The 20,034-nt window shown below is 59.7% G+C and carries 21 protein-coding genes and 1 other annotated feature; of the genes, 7 read left to right on the plus strand and 14 right to left on the minus strand.

Annotated features, from left to right (window positions below; genetic code table 11):
• Positions 1 to 184: 184 nt before the first annotated feature.
• The 14 genes from ACTQ3V_RS10430 to ACTQ3V_RS10495 form a co-directional block, all read right to left on the minus strand.
• Positions 185 to 1,069, minus strand: coding sequence for a polyprenyl synthetase family protein (locus tag ACTQ3V_RS10430; protein ID WP_441467449.1), 885 nt, complete (start codon positions 1,067 to 1,069; stop codon positions 185 to 187).
• Positions 1,066 to 1,302, minus strand: a complete 237-nt coding sequence (xseB, locus tag ACTQ3V_RS10435; protein ID WP_441467450.1) for an exodeoxyribonuclease VII small subunit — start codon at positions 1,300 to 1,302, stop codon at positions 1,066 to 1,068. Before xseB ends, ACTQ3V_RS10430 begins: the two co-directional genes overlap by 4 nt.
• Positions 1,283 to 2,578: an exodeoxyribonuclease VII large subunit gene (gene xseA, locus ACTQ3V_RS10440; RefSeq protein WP_441467451.1), complete on the minus strand. Its 1,296-nt coding sequence runs from the start codon at positions 2,576 to 2,578 to the stop codon at positions 1,283 to 1,285. The genes xseB and xseA overlap by 20 nt, the downstream gene beginning before the upstream one ends.
• A complete protein-coding gene (locus ACTQ3V_RS10445) occupies positions 2,575 to 3,513 on the minus strand; it encodes a tRNA (adenosine(37)-N6)-threonylcarbamoyltransferase complex transferase subunit TsaD (RefSeq protein ID WP_441467452.1) in 939 nt (312 codons plus the stop codon). The genes xseA and ACTQ3V_RS10445 overlap by 4 nt, the downstream gene beginning before the upstream one ends.
• A complete protein-coding gene (gene nusB / locus ACTQ3V_RS10450; RefSeq protein ID WP_441467469.1) occupies positions 3,506 to 4,003 on the minus strand; it encodes a transcription antitermination factor NusB in 498 nt (165 codons plus the stop codon). The genes ACTQ3V_RS10445 and nusB overlap by 8 nt, the downstream gene beginning before the upstream one ends.
• Before the next feature lie 149 nt (positions 4,004 to 4,152).
• Positions 4,153 to 4,560: an Asp23/Gls24 family envelope stress response protein gene (locus ACTQ3V_RS10455; RefSeq protein ID WP_441467453.1), complete on the minus strand. Its 408-nt coding sequence runs from the start codon at positions 4,558 to 4,560 to the stop codon at positions 4,153 to 4,155.
• Between the two features lie 74 nt (positions 4,561 to 4,634).
• Positions 4,635 to 5,162, minus strand: a complete 528-nt coding sequence (locus ACTQ3V_RS10460) for a SpoIIIAH-like family protein (protein WP_441467454.1) — start codon at positions 5,160 to 5,162, stop codon at positions 4,635 to 4,637.
• 34 nt (positions 5,163 to 5,196) lie between these two features.
• Entirely contained in the window at positions 5,197 to 5,742 is a 546-nt protein-coding gene (locus ACTQ3V_RS10465; protein ID WP_441467455.1) for a SpoIIIAG-related protein, read from the minus strand.
• Complete coding sequence (locus ACTQ3V_RS10470) at positions 5,739 to 6,221, minus strand: hypothetical protein (protein WP_441467456.1); 483 nt, start codon at positions 6,219 to 6,221, stop codon at positions 5,739 to 5,741. Before ACTQ3V_RS10470 ends, ACTQ3V_RS10465 begins: the two co-directional genes overlap by 4 nt.
• Positions 6,218 to 7,312, minus strand: coding sequence for a stage III sporulation protein AE (locus tag ACTQ3V_RS10475; protein WP_441467457.1), 1,095 nt, complete (start codon positions 7,310 to 7,312; stop codon positions 6,218 to 6,220). Before ACTQ3V_RS10475 ends, ACTQ3V_RS10470 begins: the two co-directional genes overlap by 4 nt.
• A gap of 13 nt (positions 7,313 to 7,325) precedes the next feature.
• Entirely contained in the window at positions 7,326 to 7,715 is a 390-nt protein-coding gene (locus tag ACTQ3V_RS10480; RefSeq protein ID WP_441467458.1) for a stage III sporulation AC/AD family protein, read from the minus strand.
• Complete coding sequence (gene spoIIIAC, locus ACTQ3V_RS10485) at positions 7,712 to 7,906, minus strand: stage III sporulation protein AC (protein WP_107631977.1); 195 nt, start codon at positions 7,904 to 7,906, stop codon at positions 7,712 to 7,714. The genes ACTQ3V_RS10480 and spoIIIAC overlap by 4 nt, the downstream gene beginning before the upstream one ends.
• A 14-nt stretch (positions 7,907 to 7,920) precedes the next feature.
• Positions 7,921 to 8,439, minus strand: coding sequence for a stage III sporulation protein AB (locus ACTQ3V_RS10490; RefSeq protein WP_441467459.1), 519 nt, complete (start codon positions 8,437 to 8,439; stop codon positions 7,921 to 7,923).
• Positions 8,433 to 9,332: an AAA ATPase domain-containing protein gene (locus tag ACTQ3V_RS10495; protein ID WP_441467460.1), complete on the minus strand. Its 900-nt coding sequence runs from the start codon at positions 9,330 to 9,332 to the stop codon at positions 8,433 to 8,435. Before ACTQ3V_RS10495 ends, ACTQ3V_RS10490 begins: the two co-directional genes overlap by 7 nt.
• A gap of 116 nt (positions 9,333 to 9,448) precedes the next feature.
• Positions 9,449 to 9,705: a binding site (T-box leader), on the plus strand.
• Positions 9,706 to 9,785: 80 nt separating this feature from the next.
• On the opposite strand from ACTQ3V_RS10495, the gene aroF reads away from it, so the two are divergent.
• The 7 genes from aroF (at position 9,786) to ACTQ3V_RS10530 (ending at position 19,869) form a co-directional block, all read left to right on the plus strand.
• Positions 9,786 to 10,802, plus strand: coding sequence for a 3-deoxy-7-phosphoheptulonate synthase (gene aroF, locus ACTQ3V_RS10500; RefSeq protein WP_441467461.1), 1,017 nt, complete (start codon positions 9,786 to 9,788; stop codon positions 10,800 to 10,802).
• Positions 10,803 to 10,866: 64 nt separating this feature from the next.
• On the plus strand, positions 10,867 to 11,907 hold the full coding sequence (gene aroB / locus ACTQ3V_RS10505; protein WP_441467462.1) for a 3-dehydroquinate synthase: 1,041 nt from the start codon (positions 10,867 to 10,869) through the stop codon (positions 11,905 to 11,907).
• Between the two features lie 13 nt (positions 11,908 to 11,920).
• Positions 11,921 to 13,012: a chorismate synthase gene (gene aroC / locus ACTQ3V_RS10510; RefSeq protein WP_441467463.1), complete on the plus strand. Its 1,092-nt coding sequence runs from the start codon at positions 11,921 to 11,923 to the stop codon at positions 13,010 to 13,012.
• The gene (pheA, locus tag ACTQ3V_RS10515) at positions 13,005 to 14,144 is read left to right on the plus strand and encodes a prephenate dehydratase (protein WP_441467464.1); all 1,140 of its coding nucleotides are present in this window, start codon (positions 13,005 to 13,007) and stop codon (positions 14,142 to 14,144) included. Before aroC ends, pheA begins: the two co-directional genes overlap by 8 nt.
• 4 nt (positions 14,145 to 14,148) lie before the next feature.
• Entirely contained in the window at positions 14,149 to 15,420 is a 1,272-nt protein-coding gene (gene aroA, locus ACTQ3V_RS10520) for a 3-phosphoshikimate 1-carboxyvinyltransferase (protein WP_441467465.1), read from the plus strand.
• A gap of 4 nt (positions 15,421 to 15,424) precedes the next feature.
• Entirely contained in the window at positions 15,425 to 16,810 is a 1,386-nt protein-coding gene (locus tag ACTQ3V_RS10525) for a shikimate kinase (protein ID WP_441467466.1), read from the plus strand.
• Positions 16,811 to 16,869: 59 nt separating this feature from the next.
• Complete coding sequence (locus ACTQ3V_RS10530) at positions 16,870 to 19,869, plus strand: S-layer homology domain-containing protein (RefSeq protein ID WP_441467467.1); 3,000 nt, start codon at positions 16,870 to 16,872, stop codon at positions 19,867 to 19,869.
• Positions 19,870 to 20,034 lie beyond the last annotated feature (165 nt).

Consider the following 20,034-nt stretch of genomic DNA (forward strand, 5'->3'; position numbering starts at 1 on the left):
CCTCCAGCATCCACCCCAAACTGGGCGTAAGAAGCAAACACCAGAGACTTCATCGATATGCCCTTCTACGGATTTTTAGGCCCGTCCTGGGAATCGTATGCGCTGACTAGGATACTACGTCACTTATTTGTTATTCTATCACATGAATCCGTCAGATTCAAGAAAACCATGCAAAAAACCGCGTTTAATTCGTACGATTGGTTAAACTGCGCGCCAATTCAACAAGAAAGGCGCTCTCCGGCCGTCCGGATACTGCCTGCACCGCCTCGTCAGTCAGCGTGGCGACCAGACGGCGGCACTCCTCCATACCAAGCAGCGACGGAAAGGTGGATTTTTCACTCTTTTCGTCCTTACCGACCGTTTTACCGAGCGTCGCGGTATCGCCTTCGATATCCAGCATATCATCCCGGATCTGGAACGCAAGGCCGAGCTTGTCCCCGAAAGTGCGCGCCATTTCAAGCGTCTGCGCATCGTTTTTGCCCGCCGCAACGCAGCCAAGCTCACATGCCGCACGCAGCAGGCAGCCGGTCTTGAGGCTTTGCAGCAGTTGCAGCTCGTCCAGAGAAATCTTCCGGTGCTCCGCGCCCATATCAAGCACCTGCCCGCCAATCATGCCGTTCATGCCTGCCGCCTGTCCCAAAATCCGGATGCAGGCAAGCACAGTCTCAGGCGGCAGTCCCTCTGCTGCGGCCGCAGTCTCAAATGCAGCGGTCAGCAGCCCGTCGCCCGCGAGTACGGCGGTCGCCTCGTCAAATGCCTTATGGCAGGTCGGACATCCGCGGCGCAAATCATCGTTGTCCATGCACGGAAGGTCATCGTGGATAAGCGAATAGGTGTGAATCATCTCGAGCGCACACGCAAACGGCAGCGCCTTTTGCGCATCCCCGCCGCACAAGCGGCAGAACGCCAGCACAATCACCGGACGCAAACGCTTGCCGCCCGCCATCGCCGAATATTTCGCGGCCTCGAAGATGCGGTCGTACCCTTCTCCCGTTTCGCGGGACAGGTACTTTTCAAGCGCAGGCTCAATGACCGCAATATCCGCTTCCAGCCGCTCTGCAAACGTCATTTTCCTGCCTCCTCCGCGTCAAACGGCTGCTCAGCCAGCTCACCCTGCACGTTTTCCTGCATGACCGTGACTTTTTGCTCAGCCTTGTCCAGCATCTTGCCCAGCGCTGCGGACAGCTTGGTGCCCTCCTCGAACAGCTTAATGCTGTCGCCGAGCGGCGCTTCGCCTTTTTCCAACAGACGGACGATTTCCTCGAGCCGCTCCATCTGGCTTTCAAATGTCTTTTCCGCCATCGTTCTGTTCCTCCTCGATATCGGTCACGCGGCACCTTGCCGCGCCTTTGGCAAATCGGATATGCAGCATATCCCCTGTTTTCAGCACCGACGCATCCGTGATGACCGCGCCGCGCACGCCTTTATTCGCCACCGCATAGCCGCGCGCCAACACGCGCAGCGGACTGATTGCGTCCAGCGTAGCCACCGTCCTTGCAAACCGCAAACGGCGGCGCTGCACGCCGTCCCGTCCCGCCGCGAGCAAACGGCGGCGCAGCAGCGTTAGCTTCTGCTCTTCGCGCGCGAGATACGCCGGGAATGCCGCAAGCAATCGGTCAGCCATTCGGTCGAGCATCACGCGTTTTTCCTCAATATACCGAATGGGGTTTCGTACCTCCAACCGTTGATGCAAGCCATCCAACATGCGCTGCTTGTGCTGGATTTGCTTGTGCGCCGCCGCGTGCAGCCGTGTGTCCAGCGCGCGCAGGCTCAGCGCATATTCCGCGCGGTCGGGCACAGCAAGCTCAGCCGCGCCTGACGGCGTGGGCGCGCGCAAATCGGCAACAAAATCCGCGATGGTCACATCCGGCTCATGGCCGACCGCCGAGATCACCGGAATTTCGGACGCGAAAATCGCCCGTGCGACCGCCTCCTCGTTAAACGCCCAGAGGTCCTCCATCGACCCGCCGCCGCGTCCGCACAGGATGACATCCGCCTCGCCAATCGCATTGGCAAGACCGATCGCCCGCGCGATGCTTTCCGACGCGCCCTGTCCCTGCACCTGCGCGGGATAGAGCGTGACCGCGGCCATCGGCCAGCGACGGCCCAGAATACGAATCATATCGCGCACCGCCGCGCCGGTCGGTGAGGTAACGAGCGCAATTTTGCGCGGCATACGCGGAATGGGCTTTTTGTACATCGGGTCAAACAAGCCTTCGGCCTGCAATTTTTTCTTCAGCTGCTCAAAGGCAAGGTTTAAAGCGCCCGCGCCGTCCGGAATTACCTCGGAAATATACAGCTGCACCTGCCCCGTGCGCGGGAACGAGCTGACGCGCGCCCGCACGATGACCTTCATGCCGTTTTCCAGACGGAATTTCAGACGCATCGCGTCCGAGCGGAACATCACCGCGTTGGTGGACGCACCCTCGTCCTTGAGGCTCATATAGTGATGCCCGGAAGAGTGCGCCTTGTAGTTGGAGATCTCGCCCTGCACCAGCAGATTGCGGTAGCCCGGCACGGTGTCGAGCAGTTCCTTAATTTCATTATTGAGTTGTGTGACCGAATAAATCGTACTCACGTTTTGTTCCTTTCATAAAGCCGCGCGGCAAGCACCGCCACGCCGACCGCATTATCACCCGACAGCACCGGCTCGGCAAACCAAACCCGCTCCCCAAATGCCTGCTGCATGCGCGCGCGCAGCACACGGCTTGCCATCACGCCGCCCGCGCACAAAACCGGGCAGTCATATTGCAAAAGCGCCTGCTCGGTCGCTTTGACGACCGCATTGGCCACGGTTTCGAGCGTAAACCGTGCCATCTGCGCCGCCTGCGCTGTCTTGTGCTTGTTTTCCACTTGATTCTGCATACCGGAGAGCGAAAACCGACAGTCCATCACTTTGGGGCGATAGCCTTTCTCCGGCTCTGCGTCCATCGCCAGCGCATCCAGCGCCGCACCCGACGGAAACGGCAGCCCCAGCAGCGCACCCGCACGATCGATGAGCTGTCCCGCCGCAAGGTCGGTCGTGCCGCCGATGCAGGTGCAATCCGGCAGGCCGTCTGTACCCGGCGTCACATGTAGCAATTCACTCGTCCCACCCGACAAATGCCATGCGAGAAACGGCTCGTCCAGCAGACCCAGCCGCCCGGCGGAGAGCGCCGCCGCCGCGATATGCCCCTGCTGGTGCGATACCGTAAAAAGTGGCACAGATAGCAAATGCGCCGCGCTGCGCGCGACGCTCTGACCCGCCAAAAAGCAGGGCATATACGAGCCCTCGACCGCGCGCGGGCGGGTGCTCACGCCGATGGCGCGCACCTCGCCCTGCGGCAGGGCCTCAATTTTCTCATGCAGATGCACGGTATGCTGAAACAGCGCATCCGACTGGCGCAGACCGATTGCGCCCTCCGGTACCGTCAGCAGGCTGCCCTCATTGTGCCACACACCGCTTTCAGCGTCAAACACCGCCGCGGACGTGCGGTAATTCGAGGTATCAATCCCCAGAAAGCGCTCAGGCATCGGTTTTCTCCGCCGACGCCGCCGCAGTATCAGCTGCCGGAGCTGCATCAGGCTGCGCCGCGCGCGCCACCGCGCCGAGCACCCCGTTGATGAACGCCGCGGCCTCGTCCGTGTCGTATACCTTGGCAAGCGCAACCGCTTCGTTGATTGCCGCACCCACCGGCACATCCTCCACATAGCGCATCTCATAAACAGCAAGGCGCAGCACTGCCACGGTCATGCGCGACATGCGGCTGATTTTCCAGCCCTTGGAGTAGGCTGCAATCGTCTCATCCAGTTCCTGCTGACGCGCGGCCACGCCCTTTACCACCGCGCGGATGTACTCGGTCTGCGCCTCGGACAGTTTGCCTGCATACAGCGCAATATCGCCGCTGATTGAGGCCATAATGGACTCGTCCAGCCGCTCTTCCAAATTTTCGTCCTCAAACTGCTGGAACCCCATTTCAAAAATCAGGTGCAGCGCAATTTCTCTTGCTTTCGTTCTGCTCATCACACTCACGGCGGCAGTTTCCTCCCATTTTTCGGTTACGCCTTATTTTATCCTATTTTCGCCAAAGTTGCAAGGTGCTATTCCCCAAAAGGGGCGCCGGGACATAAAGAAAACGGCAGGGCGACGCGCCTGCCGTTTTGATACCGTCCTTATTCCTGCTCCGCAGGCTGTTCCTCGACTGCCGGCGCGGGTGTGAAGGTCACGCCGCCGACGTGCACATTGACCTCGGTGACCTTCAGGCCGGTCATGGATTCGACCGAGGACCGCACATTCTCCTGCACCTGCTTTGCCACCTCGCAGATGTTGTGGCCGAACAGTGCAAGAAAGCCGATCTCGATTTTGACCGTTCCTTCCTCGCCAATTTCAATGCGGACGCCCTTGGAAAGGTTCTTTTTACTCAAAAATCCAACGATGTCACTGGTCAAGGTGGAATATAACCCACTCACGCCTGCGGTTTCCGAAGTGGCCAGCGCCGCGATGGATGCGACAACGTCCTCGGAAATCCGAATGGAACCCTGATCGCTCTCGGTCGACCAATACTCCTTGTGATCCGCCATAGTGCTCACTCTCCTTTAAACGGATTATAGCACAGTTTTGACAAAATGCAAAGCAAAAATACGCGTCTGACGGCTTATTCCGCTTCCACTATCTTGACCTGCCCCGCGGTCATGCCGGTTTCACTGACCACGATATCCTTGATGACCGTCACATCGGTTGCCTGCAATCCGCCGTCCGGCGGCGCAACCACGACGTTGACGCTGCTGTCTCCAATCATCACAACCGCATCCGTATACCCTTTGGCGCGAATCAGGCTTTCGATGTTTGCCTCGGCAACCGAATCATCCGCCAGTGCGGAAATCTGCGCGGCCGCTTCGTCCTTCGCGGCCTGATCCGCGTCCTCGCTCTCGCTCAGTTCGCGCAGCGTGCTCACTGCCTCATCCCGCGCCTGCTCGCGTGTCAGACGAGAGGTCGCGAAATAATCCTCCCCTTCCGTGCCTGCCGCCGCCCCGGTATCCGCCCCTGTTGTATCCGCGCCGGTCTGTCCGGCCACCAGCAGCTCCTCCGGCGCATCGACATAACTCCAGTTTAAGTAAACCGCCGCGCATAGCAGCAGCGCGATCACACCGTATACCGCGCCGCGTTTCTTGATTTTTTTCATCACTGCTCGCCCTCCTGTATTTGATTACTATGTTTTATGAAGCATCGGACATTTTCAGAACCGTAACTTTGTCCGTCCCGATGCCGCACACCGTACCGACCGCCTGCGTCACCGCCAGACGCACCTGTGCATTGTCCGCGCCGTCGCACAAAACAACCGCGCCACGAAACGTTGGCAGCAGGTTTTTCACTGTTACGGGTTTTTCTCCGTAACTGCCGTCGCTGAGAATGGTCAAGTCGCTTTCGTAGCTTTGGCTGCTGTCCATGCCGGTTGTCTGACGGGTGTTGACCGCGTAAACCGCTTCGCCGCTCTGCTCGAGCGACAGCATCAGCTCAACGCGCCCCACGCCGTCCACCGCCGCCAGCTTATCGCACAGTGTCTGCTCAAATGCGGCAAGGTTAAACGCGGTTTTCTCCTCCGTCACATCCGTCGATGCCGCCGTCTGCTGCGCACCGCGCCCGCCTGAGGCAAGCAGCAGCACACCCGCCAGCAGCACAATCAGCACCGCGCGGTATTTGACCGCAAGCGGCACAATCTTTCGCTGCGCCGCGCGCAGCCACTCCTTCCATTGTTCTTTCATTGCGCCACCCACTCCTGTCTGTCCGCATCCACGCCGCAGCCCTCAGTCACCAGCGTTTTCAGCTCATCCAGCCGCGCCGCGTCCTCGATTTGGTAATACACCGTTACCCGCCCCACCTGCAAAATACCATTTTCGTCATTCTCCATGGTTATATGTACCGTACAGTCAAAGCCTTTGGCCTGCGCGCTGCTCTCCAGCGCATCCGCAATACTGGCCGCGACCGTGCTCATCGTCGTCTGCGCGTTTTGTTCCTGTATCGCATCCACATCAATGCCCGCAAACGCCCCGTCCCGCATGCCATCCCAGCCCGTCAGGCGCAGCCCTGCCAGCGGCTGGAGCAGCGCCAGCAGCATCAGCAGCCCTGCCGCCAGCTTGACAATCTCACGCAGCGCGCCGCCTTCCACCACGCGCAGCGCCACCGCAGACGCCACACCCGCCAGCGTCACGCGCAGCAGAATGGTATGAAACAATTCACTCATATCGGCTTCACCATCGCAACCACATAAACCAGCTCCAAATACAGAATCAGGCAGCAGGTGCTCAGCATACCAAGCAGCAGACCGAAGCCCGTGCTCACCCCCTCCAGCATCTGCCGCAGGCTGTTCGAGCAAAGCGGAGAAAGTACCGCCGCGCCCGCCTTGTAGCACAGGTAGCTTGCGCCCACACGCAGAAACGGAATCAGACAAATCGCCGTCACGCACAGCATGCCGAATACACCTATCGAGCTGCGCAGCAGCGCCGCGCCCGAAAGGACGGTCTCGGTCGCGTCCGAAATCACGCCGCCAACCACCGGCACCGCACCCGAAACCGCAAATTTTGCTGTCTTAAGCGCCATCCTGTCCACGTTGCCCGACACCCCGCCCGCAATCGTCAGATAGGCGGTAAATAGGGTCAAAATCAGCTTGAGCGCGCCCGAGGTCAATCCTTTGATGCCGTCCGCGATGCCGTGCAGCATGCCATTGCCCGTCGCCGCATCCACCGCGACAACCGCCAAATACGCGCATGCCGCAGGCACCAGCAGCACATTTATCAACCGGATGACCAAATCAAACACCACCATCGTCGCCACCTGCAAAGCGGTTGCCGTCGCGGCGTTCCCGCCTGCCGACAGAACGGTTGCCAGCACCGGCTGCAGCGTGCTGGAAAACAGACTGATTTCCGATAGCGTTTCGCGGCACAGCGCGAGCACACCGGTAAAATCCTGCAGCAGCACCGCCGCGCATCCCAGCGTACCGGCCATGTCAATCCACGCATCCGCCGCTCCGCCCGCCGCCGCAGAAAAACCGCGTCCGGCAGCGGTCAGCACCACCACAATCGCCACCCGCACCAGTCCGCTCAGCGCGTTTTTGAGCGCGCTGCGGCTGTCCTGCGCCGTATTCTCCAGCAGACGGGCAAACGAAACCCCCAGCTCGTCCGCTGTGTCTATGTCAATGCCATCCAGATACGCGCGCTGCTCCCCCGGCACGGCCCCAAGCAGGGTATCCCCTTGCGCCGCGCCCTCTCCCTCTGCCGCGGCCGCCGCCGTGATGCATGCCAGAAGCACGAGCAGCACTGCAAACACCTTTTTCATTGTCCGTTCCCTTTCATATCGTCCAGTCCGTCACCAGCTCCAGCACCTGCTCCAGCAGCGGCAGACACATGGAAAGCGCCAGAATCGCGCCCATGATTTCGAGTTTTGTCGCAAGCGCGGACTGTCCGCTGTCCCGGCACAGCGCGCTCATGATGCGCACCACAACCGCCACACCGACTGTTTTGAGCACCGGCAGATACAGGCTTTGCGTAATACCGCCCTGCGCCAGCAGACTGGAAAACCGCTGCATCGTGCCCCCCACCAGTGCAAAGGCCCGCAGCAGGATAAGCACGCCCGCCGTCAGCGTCAGCAGGAACGCGATTGCGGGCGCATCCTTTTTGAGCGTCATCGACAGCACCAGCACCAGCAGCACCAGCCCGCAGGCCGCAACCAGGCTGTTCAAAACCCGAACACGCTTTTCATCATCGAAAACAGCTGGCTGATCTCCTGCACAATCAGCATCAGCACGACGATGAGCCCCGCCAGCGTGGTCATCAGTGCCTGTTCCTCCCGTCCCGACCGCGTCAGCAGCTGTCCGAGCACCGCCACCAGAATACCGACCGCCGCAATACGGAAAATCAGATCAACGTCCATATGCTCCTCCGTCCTCAGATCAGCACCAATACCACCAGAATCCCCAGCGCAATGCCGCAGGTGCGGTACAGATTTCCCTTGTTTTGCAGTTCTCCCGCCGCGGTATCGCGCGCCGCTGCAAGACGCCGCGCGATCTGCTCCAGACCCGCGACCTGTTCAGCAGCGTCATACCGACCGAGCCATGCCGCCGCTTCGGACAGGATTTCGCACTCGGGCTGTCCCAGTCCGACCTGATCCCGGCAGTCCCGCAGCGATGAACGCCACAGATACCCCAGCGACAGCCCGTTTTCCTCCCGCAGGCGCCGCCGCAAATAGGCGAACACCGTTCGGATGATCCTGTTTTCACTCTCGGCCAGCTGGCCGACGATCTCGGGCACCGGCGTGCGGCGGCCGGAAATCTCTCCGCTCATCAGATGAAGCGCCAGCAGCATCGCGTCCGCTGCCGTGACGCGCCGCCGCAGCCCCTGCCGGGCAGAAAGCCCCAGTGCTGCACAGGCGCCGAATATCATCACCGAACCCATCAGCTTTAGCATAGGTTTCCCTCCATTTTTTCCATTCGATAGCGTCGTTTTCCCTCTTCCCGCGTGATGACCACCGCGCGCTCGAATACATGCAGCTCTATCAGCGCACGATATAGCGGCCTTCGGCACAAATCGTCCACATCCGCCGCATGCGCGCTGGCCAGTACCGCCGTACCGCAGTGCGCGCACAGAGAAACCGCCTCCACATCTTCGGGCGCGGTGATTTCATCAAAGGCAATCAGCTCGGGCGACATGGTCTTGAGCAGCATAAGCGCCGCCTGCTGTTTTGCGCAGTTTTCCAGCACATCCGTGCACCTGCCCACCACAAACTGTGGCGCACCGTCCGACAAAGCGGCAATCTCTCCGCGCTCGTCCGCCACCGCGACCGCATGCCCCGCGTCCGATACCAGCCGCACCCACTCACGCAGCAGCGTTGTCTTGCCAAAGCCGGGCGGCGACAGCAGCAGAACGCTCTGCGGTCTTTCCGTGCCGATCCACGGCCGGATAATCTCGTCCACCTCTGTCATCTGCCGCGCCACACGCAAATTGACCGACGACAATCCGCGCACTCCGATCACCTGCCCGTTTTCCTCGGCCACCGTGCCGCACAGTCCCAGCCGATGACCGCCGCCAATCGTCACAAACCCGTGCCGCAGGCTTTCCGCATAGCTATGTACCGAATATCGCGCCGCTCGGCTGAGCGTTTCCCGCAGCTCCTGTGCGGTTACCGGGGCAAAACCCGTTTCCCGCTCGCCGTCCGCTGTGCGTACGGCCGGCGGCCTTCCCACACGCAAGCGAACCTCTTCAATCTGACGCTGTCCGTCCAGCCACGCCAGTTCCGCCGCGCGCGGCGGGGGCAGACAGCCAATCGCCTGCAAAAATACTCCGTCCTGTTTTACTTCCATTTGCATCACCTGTCCTACTCTATGCCCGGCCTGTCCTGAATATGACTGCAACACAACCGTAACAAAACGGGCATTGACAAGCTGCGCCATCGGCGATATAATAGGTATAAATATTGCACAAAGTGATGACAGAGGAAAGTAATTGTTCCAAGTGCGGCTTTCAGGGAGTGTCCGGCATGACTGGAAACGGACGCAGACGCCGGCACAATGAAGTTCCCTCTTGAGCTGCGGCGCTGAAACGCAACTTCCAGTAGGCGCCGACGGACTTCCTCCGTTACAGGGATAGGATATTTTTTGTATCCGAAAAAAGTGCGGCATAGCACTATGCCGAATGTGGGTGGTACCGCGGAACCGTTTGTCTTTCGTCCCTCTTTGTGGATGAAAGGCTTTTTTTGTGCTTTTTCCGCCGGACAAACACCAATCCCACATTATTTCAAAGGAGAGACAAAAACTATGATTATCATTATGAAACAGGGCACGACCCGCGAGCATGTCGAGGAGCTGTCCCGCCACATTGAGCGCTGGAACGTCAAGGCAAACCCGATTTACGGCGCGGGCACCATCGTCATCGGTCTGGTCGGCGACACGGGCGCAGTCGATAAGGACGCGCTGCTGCGCGACCCGCAGGTAGAGAACATCCTCAAGGTGCAGGAGCCGTTCAAACTGGCCAACCGCAAATTCCATCCGGACAACACCGAGGTGGAAATTGCGCCGGGCGTTGTGGTCGGCGGTAAAAAGCTGGTTGTTATGGCCGGCCCCTGCTCGGTGGAGAGCGAAGAGCAAATCATCGACGTAGCCAAGCATGTGCAGGCGGATGGCGCTTCTATGCTGCGCGGCGGCGCGTGGAAGCCGCGTTCCTCCCCGTACTCGTTTCAAGGCCTCAAGGCGGAAGGTCTGGAGCTGCTGCACAAGGCGCATGAGGTCACCGGTCTGCCGGTTGTCACGGAAATCACCAACCCCGCACACATCGACCTGTTCATGGACAAGTGCGACTGCTTCCAAGTCGGCGCGCGCAACATGCAGAACTTTGAGCTGCTGAAAGAACTTGGTGAGACCAACAAGCCGATTCTCTTAAAGCGCGGCTTTGCCAACACGATGGAAGAGTTTCTGATGAGCGCCGAATATATCATGGCAGGCGGCAATGAGAAGGTCATCCTGTGCGAGCGCGGCATCCGCACCTATGAGAAGTACACCCGCAACACACTGGACATCTCGGCGGTACCCGTGCTCAAGCGCATGAGCCACCTGCCGGTTGTCGTCGACCCGTCTCACGCGGGCGGCATCTACTGGATGGTCGAGCCGCTGGCAAAGGCAGCGGTCGCTGCGGGCGCGGACGGTCTGATGATCGAAGTGCACAACGACCCCGCGCATGCCCTGTCGGACGGCGCACAGTCGCTGACCTATGATTCCTTCCATGAAACCATGCAGAGTCTGCGTGCAGTGGCGCAGGCGGTGGGGAGAGACTTATAATATCCGTATGATTTGCGCCTGACGGCGCGCAAAAACATCCGTTTTGTGAAAGGAGTGTTTTGCCGTGCAGACTCTCAGCCTGACGGGCGCGAACGGCCTGTCCGAAATCTGCATTGAACCCGGTCTGCTAAATCACGCGGGCAAAGCGATGCTTGACGTTTTCTCCCCTTCCCGCGTACATATCGTGACCGACTCGACGGTCGCACCGCTCTATCTGGAAAAGCTCACGCAGCAGTTTGACCTGCCGGTCAGTTCCACCGTCATTCCCGCGGGCGAAGAGCACAAGCGGCTCTCCACGGTCGAGGGTATCTACCATGACCTGCTTGCTGCCGGAATGACGCGCAAGGACCTCATCATCGCCCTTGGCGGCGGCGTGGTGGGCGACATCACCGGCTTTGCAGCCGCGACCTTTCTGCGCGGCGTATCGCTGTGCCAGATTCCGACCACCCTGCTGGCGCAGGTGGATTCCTCAGTCGGCGGCAAAACCGGCGTCGACCTTGCCGAGGGCAAGAACCTTGTCGGCGCGTTCTATCAGCCGCGGCTCGTGCTGATTGACCCGGATGTGCTCGCCACATTACCCGATGCCACCTTTGCCGACGGCATGGCCGAGGTTGTCAAATACGGTTATATCGCCAATCCCGCGATTCTGGAAATGGTATCGCAGCCGGACTATCAAGCGCATATCGGGGATGTCATCTACGAGTGCGTGAAAATCAAGCGCGACGTAGTTGCCATCGACGAGCATGACACCGGCCTGCGCATGATTCTCAATTTCGGACACACGATTGGTCACGCGGCGGAAAAGCTCGGAAACTACACCGAACTGACCCATGGGCAGGCGGTGGCAATCGGTATGGTCGCCGCGATGCGGCTGTCTGCGCTGCGCGGGGACGCCGACCTGTCCGCGCCGCTCATTGCGCTCTTGCAGCAGCTTGGTTTACCGACCGCGCTGACGCATGACCGCGAGGCAATTTTCCACGCGTTGTTGTCGGACAAAAAGAAATTCGGCAGCACCGTCAACTTCATTCTTGTGCGCGAGCCGGGCCGGGCGGAAATCACGCCAATAGAGTCGGAAACGCTGCACGAGTACATTCTCAAACTGTAAGGAGGTTTGCCCGATGGGTTCCACTTGGGGCAACGCCATCAAAATTTCCATTTTTGGCGAGTCGCACGGCGCTGGTATCGGCGTAGTAATCGACGGCTTTCCGGCGGGCGTTCCATATGATGAAGCCTTTGTGCTGCGCGAGATGGAGCGCCGCGCGCCCGGACGCAATAAACAGTCCACCCAGCGCAAGGAGGCCGACACGCCGCTCATCCAATCCGGCTTGTTGAACGGACAGACCACCGGCGCGCCCATCTGCGTCGTTATCCAGAACACCAATCAGCATTCCGGCGACTATGCTGCGCTGGCCGCGCAGCCCCGTCCGGGTCACGCGGATTACACCGGGATGATACGCTACCACGGCTGCAACGACCCGCGCGGCGGCGGTCATTTTTCCGGCCGTCTGACCGCACCGTTGGTGTTTGCAGGTGCAATGTGCAAGCTATGGCTCAAAACCCGCGGCGTGACGGTCGGCTCGCACATCCAGTCCATCGCACAGATTCAGGATATGCCGTTTGATGATGTGGATATCCCGGTTTCCCAGCTCGATGCGCTGCGGCAAGCCGACTATCCGGTCAACAATCCGCGCGCGCTGGACGCGATGCTTGCCGCTATCGAAGAAGCGCGCGAGGCGCAGGACTCGGTCGGCGGCGTGATTGAGTGCGCGGCCGTCGGCCTGCCCGCTGGCATCGGCAGCCCGATGATGGATTCGGTGGAAAGCCGCCTGTCCTCCATCCTGTTTGCCGTACCGGCCGTCAAGGGCGTGGAATTCGGTGCAGGCTTTGCCTTTGCGGCGCTGCGCGGCTCGCACGCGAACGACACCCTGTATCAGGATGGCGATATCATCAAAACCGAGACCAACAATAACGGCGGCGTCAACGGCGGTATCACCAACGGCATGCCGCTTATCGTGCGGGCATGTATCAAGCCCACGCCCTCCATCGCAGCCACACAGCAGACCCTCAATATCCAGACCGGCAAGGTGGAGCCGCTGTCCATCCACGGGCGGCACGATCCCTGCATCGTCACACGCGCCGCGCCGGTCATTGAAGCGGCCTGTGCTGTTGCGCTGGCAGATCTTTTGCGGGAGGCAAACGGCTATGCGTGATCTTTCCCAAATTCGTCAGGATATCAACCGCGTCGATGAGCAAATCCGCGCGCTGTTTCTCGAGCGCATGGAGCTTGCGCTTCAGGTAGCGCAAACCAAGGTCGAAACCGATGACAAAATCTACAAACCCGACCGCGAAGCCGAAATCATCGCCAAGCGTACCGCGGGCATGAGCGAGGAACTTTCCCTCAAATATACCGCACTTCTGCAAAGCATGATTCGTGCCAGCCGTGAATATCAATACAGCGAGGTGCTGCGGCAGAAGCCAGATCGGTTCCCGCTGCATCCGTCCGGGAACGAACTCGCCCCCAAAACCGTCTATTATCAGGGCGTACCCGGCGCATATCAGGAGCTGGCGGCGCGCGCGCTCTTTCCGAACTGTGAGCCGCAGCATGTGCCGACATGGGAACAGGTATTCCAATCCGTGCGCGACGGCATCGCGGATGTGGGCGTTGTTCCGGTCGAGAACACGACCGCAGGTACGGTCAGCGAGGTTTACGACCTGCTGCTTGCCTACGACCTGTCCATCAACAAATCGTACATCAAAAAAATCTCGCACTGTCTTGCCGCCGTGCCGGGCGCACAGATGAGCGATATCCAAAGTGTCTGCTCGCACCCGCACGCCCTGCCCCAGTGCCACGCGTTCATCACCGAGCACGGGCTGGAGGCCATCGAGGTTGCCAACACGGCGATAGCGGCACAGAATGTGCAGAAGAAAGGTGACCCGCATCTGGCGGCAATCTGCTCGCGCGAAGCCGCCGAGCGGTACGGCCTGACCATTCTTGCCGAGGGCATCAACGACCTAAAGCACAACGAAACACGCTTTATTGCGGTCAGCCGCACGCTGACCAGCCGCCCCGAGGACAACCGCATCGAGATTGCCTTCCGCATCCCGAACGTCGCCGGTTCACTCGGCCGCGTGCTGGATGTCTTTACGCATTACGGCATCGACATGACCGGCATTTATTCCCGTCCGATCAAGGACAGCCCGTGGTGCTATGTGTTCTATGTAGACTTCACCGGCAATATGCAGGACCATGCCGTGCAGTCGCTGTTATACCAGCTCCATGAGGAGCTGCCCTACATTAAAGTCATCGGCAGCTATCCGGTTTCCGATGCAACGGAGGAGTAAACAAATGCAAATCCAACCTTGCGGCCCGCTGCGCGGCGAAATCACCGTGCCGGGCGACAAATCCATTTCGCACCGCGCGGTCATGCTGGGCGCGCTGGCAAACGGCACGACCCATATCACCGGCTTTCTGATGGGTGAGGACTGCCTTTCCACCATCGATTGCTTCCGCAAGATGGGTGTGGAAATCGAAATCACAGAAAATCAAGTAATCGTCGAGGGCGTGGGCCTGCATGGCCTGTGCGAGCCGGAGGAAACGCTCTACACCGGCAACAGCGGCACCACCACCCGCCTGCTGTGCGGTATTCTGGCCGGACAGCCATTCACCGCGACACTCAGCGGCGACGCTTCCATTCAGAAGCGCCCGATGGGCCGCGTCATCAAGCCGCTGCGCGAGATGGGCGCGTCCATCGAGGGCAAAAACGACAACTACTGTCCGCTGACGCTATACCCCAGCGAGCTGCACGGCATCGAATACCGCCTGCCGGTGGCCTCCGCCCAGCTCAAGAGCGCGATTCTGCTCGCGGGACTATATGCTGAGGGCCAGACAACGGTCATCGAGCCTACCCCTTCGCGCGACCACACTGAGCGCATGTTCCGCGCATTGGGCGTGGAAATCGAAACGCGCGGCAATGAAATCACGCTCGAGCCGCCCGAAGACCTGCACGCGGTAGACATCGCCGTACCGGGCGATATTTCGTCCGCGGCCTTCTTTCTGGTTGCGGGCGCCATTGTACCGGGCAGCGAGCTGACCATCAAAAACGTCGGCGTCAACCCCACGCGCACGGGCATTCTGGACGTGCTGCGCGAAATGGGCGCGGACATCACCGAGTCTAACTTCCGGGACGACGCCGAACCGGTTTGCGATCTGACCGTGCGGCACAGCCGCCTGCACGGCGTTGAAATCGGCGGGGCGATTATCCCGCGCCTGATTGATGAGCTGCCGGTTCTCGCGGTTGCAGCTGCGTTTGCAGAGGGCGAAACCGTCATCCGCGACGCGCAGGAACTTAAGGTCAAGGAGTCCAACCGCATCGCCGCAATGGTCACCGAACTGACACGCGCGGGCGCAGACGTGGAGGAAACCGACGACGGCATGATTATCCGCGGCGGCAAAACACCGTGCGGCGCTTCGTTTGAGACTTACAAGGACCATCGTATTGCCATGAGCCTTGCTGTGCTTGCGCTGGGCGCGCAGACCGCCAGCCGCATCAACGACCCCGAGGTCGTTTCCATCTCCTATCCCGACTTTTTCGACACGCTCAAGGCATTGGGAGGCTGAAACCATGCTGCTGACTATGGAGGAATTCCGCGTCTTCGAGCCGAAAAAAGCAACCTATGCCCTGTTTGGCTGGCCGCTTGGCCATACGATGAGTCCGGAGCTGCACACGCAGCTGTTTGAAGCCTCCGGACAGGACGCGGATTACATCGGCGTAGCCGTGCCGCCCGAAAACCTATCCGAAGCATTTGAGCTGGCCAAGCGTAAGCTCAAGGGCATCAACTGCACCATCCCGCACAAAAAAGCGGTCATCGACCTGCTTGATGAGGTAGATACCGCTGCGCGCGACCTACATTCGGTCAACACCGTTGCCTTCCGCGACGGGCGCGCGGTCGGATACAACACGGATATCCTTGGCTTTGCTGAATCGCTTTCGCGCGACGGCGTCAAACTGCGCGGTAAAAAGGTGCTGCTGCTCGGCTACGGCGGCGCCGCCGCGGTTATGGCATACCACTGCATCACGCAAGGGGCATACCTGACCATCACCGGACGCAATATAGAAAAAGCCGCCGCGCTGCAAAAACAGCTGTGCGACGCTGTGCCCGGCGCGCATGTTTCCGTATTCAACCGCCGGCACATCCCGCGTGATATTCAAATCGTCCTCAACTCCACACCGGTGGGGATGTATCCAAAGGAAAATATCGCTCCCCTGCACTACCTGCCGCACAAAACCGAGTATGTGTTTGACGCGATTTACAACCCGCCCGTCACGGCGACGATGAAGCTGGCCAATCCCAAAAAGACCCGTGTGCGCGACGGTCTGTTTATGCTGGTCATGCAGGCCGCCCACGCACAGACCATCTGGTCGGGCGTACAGTTCACGCCGCAGGCCTGCGAAACCATCCTGCGCCGCACCTACGGTAAAATGGCGGTCAAACGGCTGCATGAAAAGCACGGCAAGCGCAATATCGTGCTGTGCGGCTTTATGGGCAGCGGCAAAACCACAGTCGGCCGCAAGCTCGCCCGCTTGACGGGATTGGAATTTGTTGACGCCGACCAGTATCTGGAGGCGCAGGAAGGCAAAAAGATTTCCGATATTTTCTCGGAAAAGGGCGAAGCCTACTTTCGCGACCGCGAAAGCGCCTACATCCGTGAGCTGTCCGAGCGCGACGGCATCGTGCTTTCGCTCGGCGGCGGCGCGGTGCTGCGGCAGGAAAACGTTGAGGCGGTCAAGCAGTCCGGACTGCTGATTCATCTGGATACGCCCTACTACCGCATTGTCAAAAACCTGTCCTTTTCCACCTCCCGTCCGCTTCTGGACAAACCGGATAAGCAGGCCGAAACCCGCCGTCTGTACAACGCGCGCAAGGGCATTTATCATCGTGTGTCGGATGTTTCCGTGCGCAGCCCGAAACTTTCCGAAGTGCTGGAAAAGCTCGTTAAGTGCATCTGAGAACGCCGCAGCTGCGGCATAGCAATCTTTTTCACCATTCCAAGAAATCGAGGAGGACTATGAAACATTTTTTGAAACATCCCATCCGCCTGATAGCAGTCTCTCTGGCGGCCGCACAGCTGCTTTCCGCGGCTGCGGGTGCTGCCTTTACCAATTCGTTCGCGTATTCCTATGCGGTTGGCCAAGGACTGCAATATACCCGCTCGGAAGGCAAAAACACGGCCGGTGTGCAAAGGGCCAACATCCTGACCTATTCGCCTAACACCGGGGTCTCCCCCATTATGGTTTATGCGGACGAACAGCTCTACGGCAGTCAGGCAACCATTACAAATGCCGTAAAGTATCTGGAAAGTCAGGGAAAAACCGTAATTGGCGGCACCAATGCGGACTTTTTTGTCATGTCCAGCGGTATTCCGATCGGTCTGGTCATCGACAAGGGCGAGCTGATTTCGTCTGACGCATGGCAGTATGCGGTCGGCTTCAAAGCGGACGGCACCGCCGTCATGGGCCGCCCGACCATGAATATGTCGATTGCCGGCGCATCCGGCACGGTTTCCATATCCTACTTTAATAAGACGCGTACCACCGCGGGCGCTTACCTGCTCGACCGTAACTACGACGATTCCACGCACTTCTCCGCCAACGGAAGCTATATCGTTCTGGAGCGCGTAGACAACACGCCCGTGACGGTCAACCACTCGATTAAGCTCAAGGTGGTGGACAAAGGCACGGGCAACAGCCCGCTGACCATTGCGGACAATCAGATGGTGCTGACCAAGTCGGACGGCGCAAATGTTCCCTCCTGGGTGGACTTCCCCGTCGGGGAGGAAGTGACGCTCTGGGTGGGCGCAAGCGACAGCAACTGGGCCGAGGTCGAATATGCGGTCGGCGGTAAGCTGCTGATTGACAGCAGTACAGTCACCACCGCAGGCATTGACGCGGCTTCTTCGCGGCGCGCGCGCAGCGCGGTCGGTGTCAAAGCGGACGGCACCGTTGTCCTTTACGAAATCGACGGCAACCAGTCCTCGCACAGCGTAGGTCTGACCGCAGAGGAGCTTGGCAACGAGCTGCTTGCGCTGGGTTGCGTGCGCGCTATCTGTCTGGACGGCGGCGGCTCTTCCGCCATGGCACTGCGTCAGCCGGGTGAAAGCACGGCTTCGCTCATCACCAGCCCGTCGGACGGCTCGCAGCGCTCGTGCGCCAACTACATTTTCTTTGTCAACAATGTTCCGGCTGACGGTATGACCGCGCACGCAGTCCTCACGCCGAGCTACCGCTATGTAATGCCGGGTGCATCGACATGGTTCTCGGTCAAAGGCGCTGACGTCTCCTATGGCCCGGCTGACGCGCCGACCGACCTTGCCTATACCGTTTCAGATGATATGGGCACCGTGAGCAACCAGACCTTTACCGCCGGCATGACCACCGGTATCACCACAATCACCGGAACAAACGGTGTGGTGGAAGGCGCAATGACGGTCTGTGTCACCGGCGATATTCAGTCCATCACGCTGCAAAACGGCGGCGAGAATATCAGCTCTATTTCGCTCAAGCCGAACCAGAGCATCAATATCGACGGCATCGCCTATCACCTCGGTCAAAAAATGGCCTCTATCGACACCTCGTTTACCTGGAGCGTATCGGAAGGCATAGGCACCATTGATGAAAACGGTATGTTCACCGCAGGTAGCAGCATGGCCAGCGGCACGCTCACCTGCTCCTACGGTAACACAAGCCAATCCATTCCGGTCAGCGTCGGTATGGGAGACCCGCAGGATGCCAAAACCGTTGCAGATTTTGAAAGCACCCAGCCCTGCACAGCAACCGACGGCGTGACCCTGTCCACTGTGACCGATTACACGCAGGTTGTCCGCGGCACCGGCTCACTCAAGGCCTCCTATGACGGCAGCAAGGTGATGGCTGCAACCATTTCCGTACCGCAGACCGACGTTTCCGCTATGTCCTATCTGACGCTTTGGGCGCGCGGCGAAAACACGCAGAGCGCGCTGACGGCCGTCTTTACCGATGCAGAGGGCAACGAACTGACCGCTCCTCTCTCTGCTGCAACCACAAGCAGTTGGACGCAGCTGACCGCCTCCATTCCGGACGGCGCACAGACGCTGACCGACATCCACATGGAGCGCAGCGGCGCGGGCGCTGCGGACAGCGCGCTTTATCTGGACCAAATTGTCGTCTCCGCGGACCACGCCGTGACGAACACAGATGCACCGTCGATTTCTCTCAATAGCACCTCGGTGACAGTCGATGCCGGCGCATCGGCTACCCTCACCGGCAAGGCCACGATGGAAAACGGTAAATATCCGGCGCGCGCCTCCAATATTGTGGTAAAGGTAGACGGTAAAACAATTTCAGGCGCTGCCGGTATGAGCGGCTCGACCCTGTCGGTCACCACCGGCGCGCTGAGCGAAGGTACGCACTGCGTCACAATTGATGTTTCAGATGACGCCGGCAACCGCGCCCGCGCTTCGGCCACGATTACCGCCGGCAGCGCGAAAAACGTCTTTGCCGACACCGCAGACCACTGGGCACGCGGTTACGCCTCCTTGCTCAATCAAAACGGCATCATGAAGGGCGAGTCCGGCAGCGACGGCAGCACCTACTTTAACCCCAACCGCAACCTGACCCGCAAGGAGTTTGCCGTCACGATGGCGCGCCTGCTCGGTCTGGACACCTCCTACACCGGTCAAACCGAATTTGCCGATGACGAGGAGATCCCGAGCTGGGCACGCGGCGCGATCTATGCCGTCGCACAAGCAGGCATCATGCAAGGCTCGAGCAATGGCGGAGCGCTGTACTTCTCCCCGGATGCGGATATGACCCGCGCCGAGGTCATGACCGTTATCGGACGCTGCCTGCCGCGCGGCTATGCAGCCGCTGCACTGACCTACTCGGATGCGTCCTCGGTCCCCTCCTGGGCGCTGGATCAGGTCAAGACCTGTGTTTCCGCCGGCATCATCGGCGGTTATAAGGATAACACGCTGCAGCCACTCGGCAAAATCACCCGCGGCGAAATCGCCAAGATTCTGGCGCTGTTCTAAGCACAATTTCTTTTTCCCGCCCTGCACTTTAACCGGTGCAGGGCGGTTTTTCTTCTGTAGGTTTGTCAAACATATTGGACAGAGAACTCTAAGGGAGAAAACCAACCTAGAGGCCTCATGGGAAAGTTGTTGGAGTGGCGATTATGGATAGCGAGCTGCTTGGCG

The organism is Candidatus Agathobaculum pullicola, assembly GCF_052117205.1.
In the GTDB taxonomy this organism is placed as follows: Bacteria; Bacillota; Clostridia; order Oscillospirales; family Butyricicoccaceae; genus Agathobaculum; species Agathobaculum pullicola.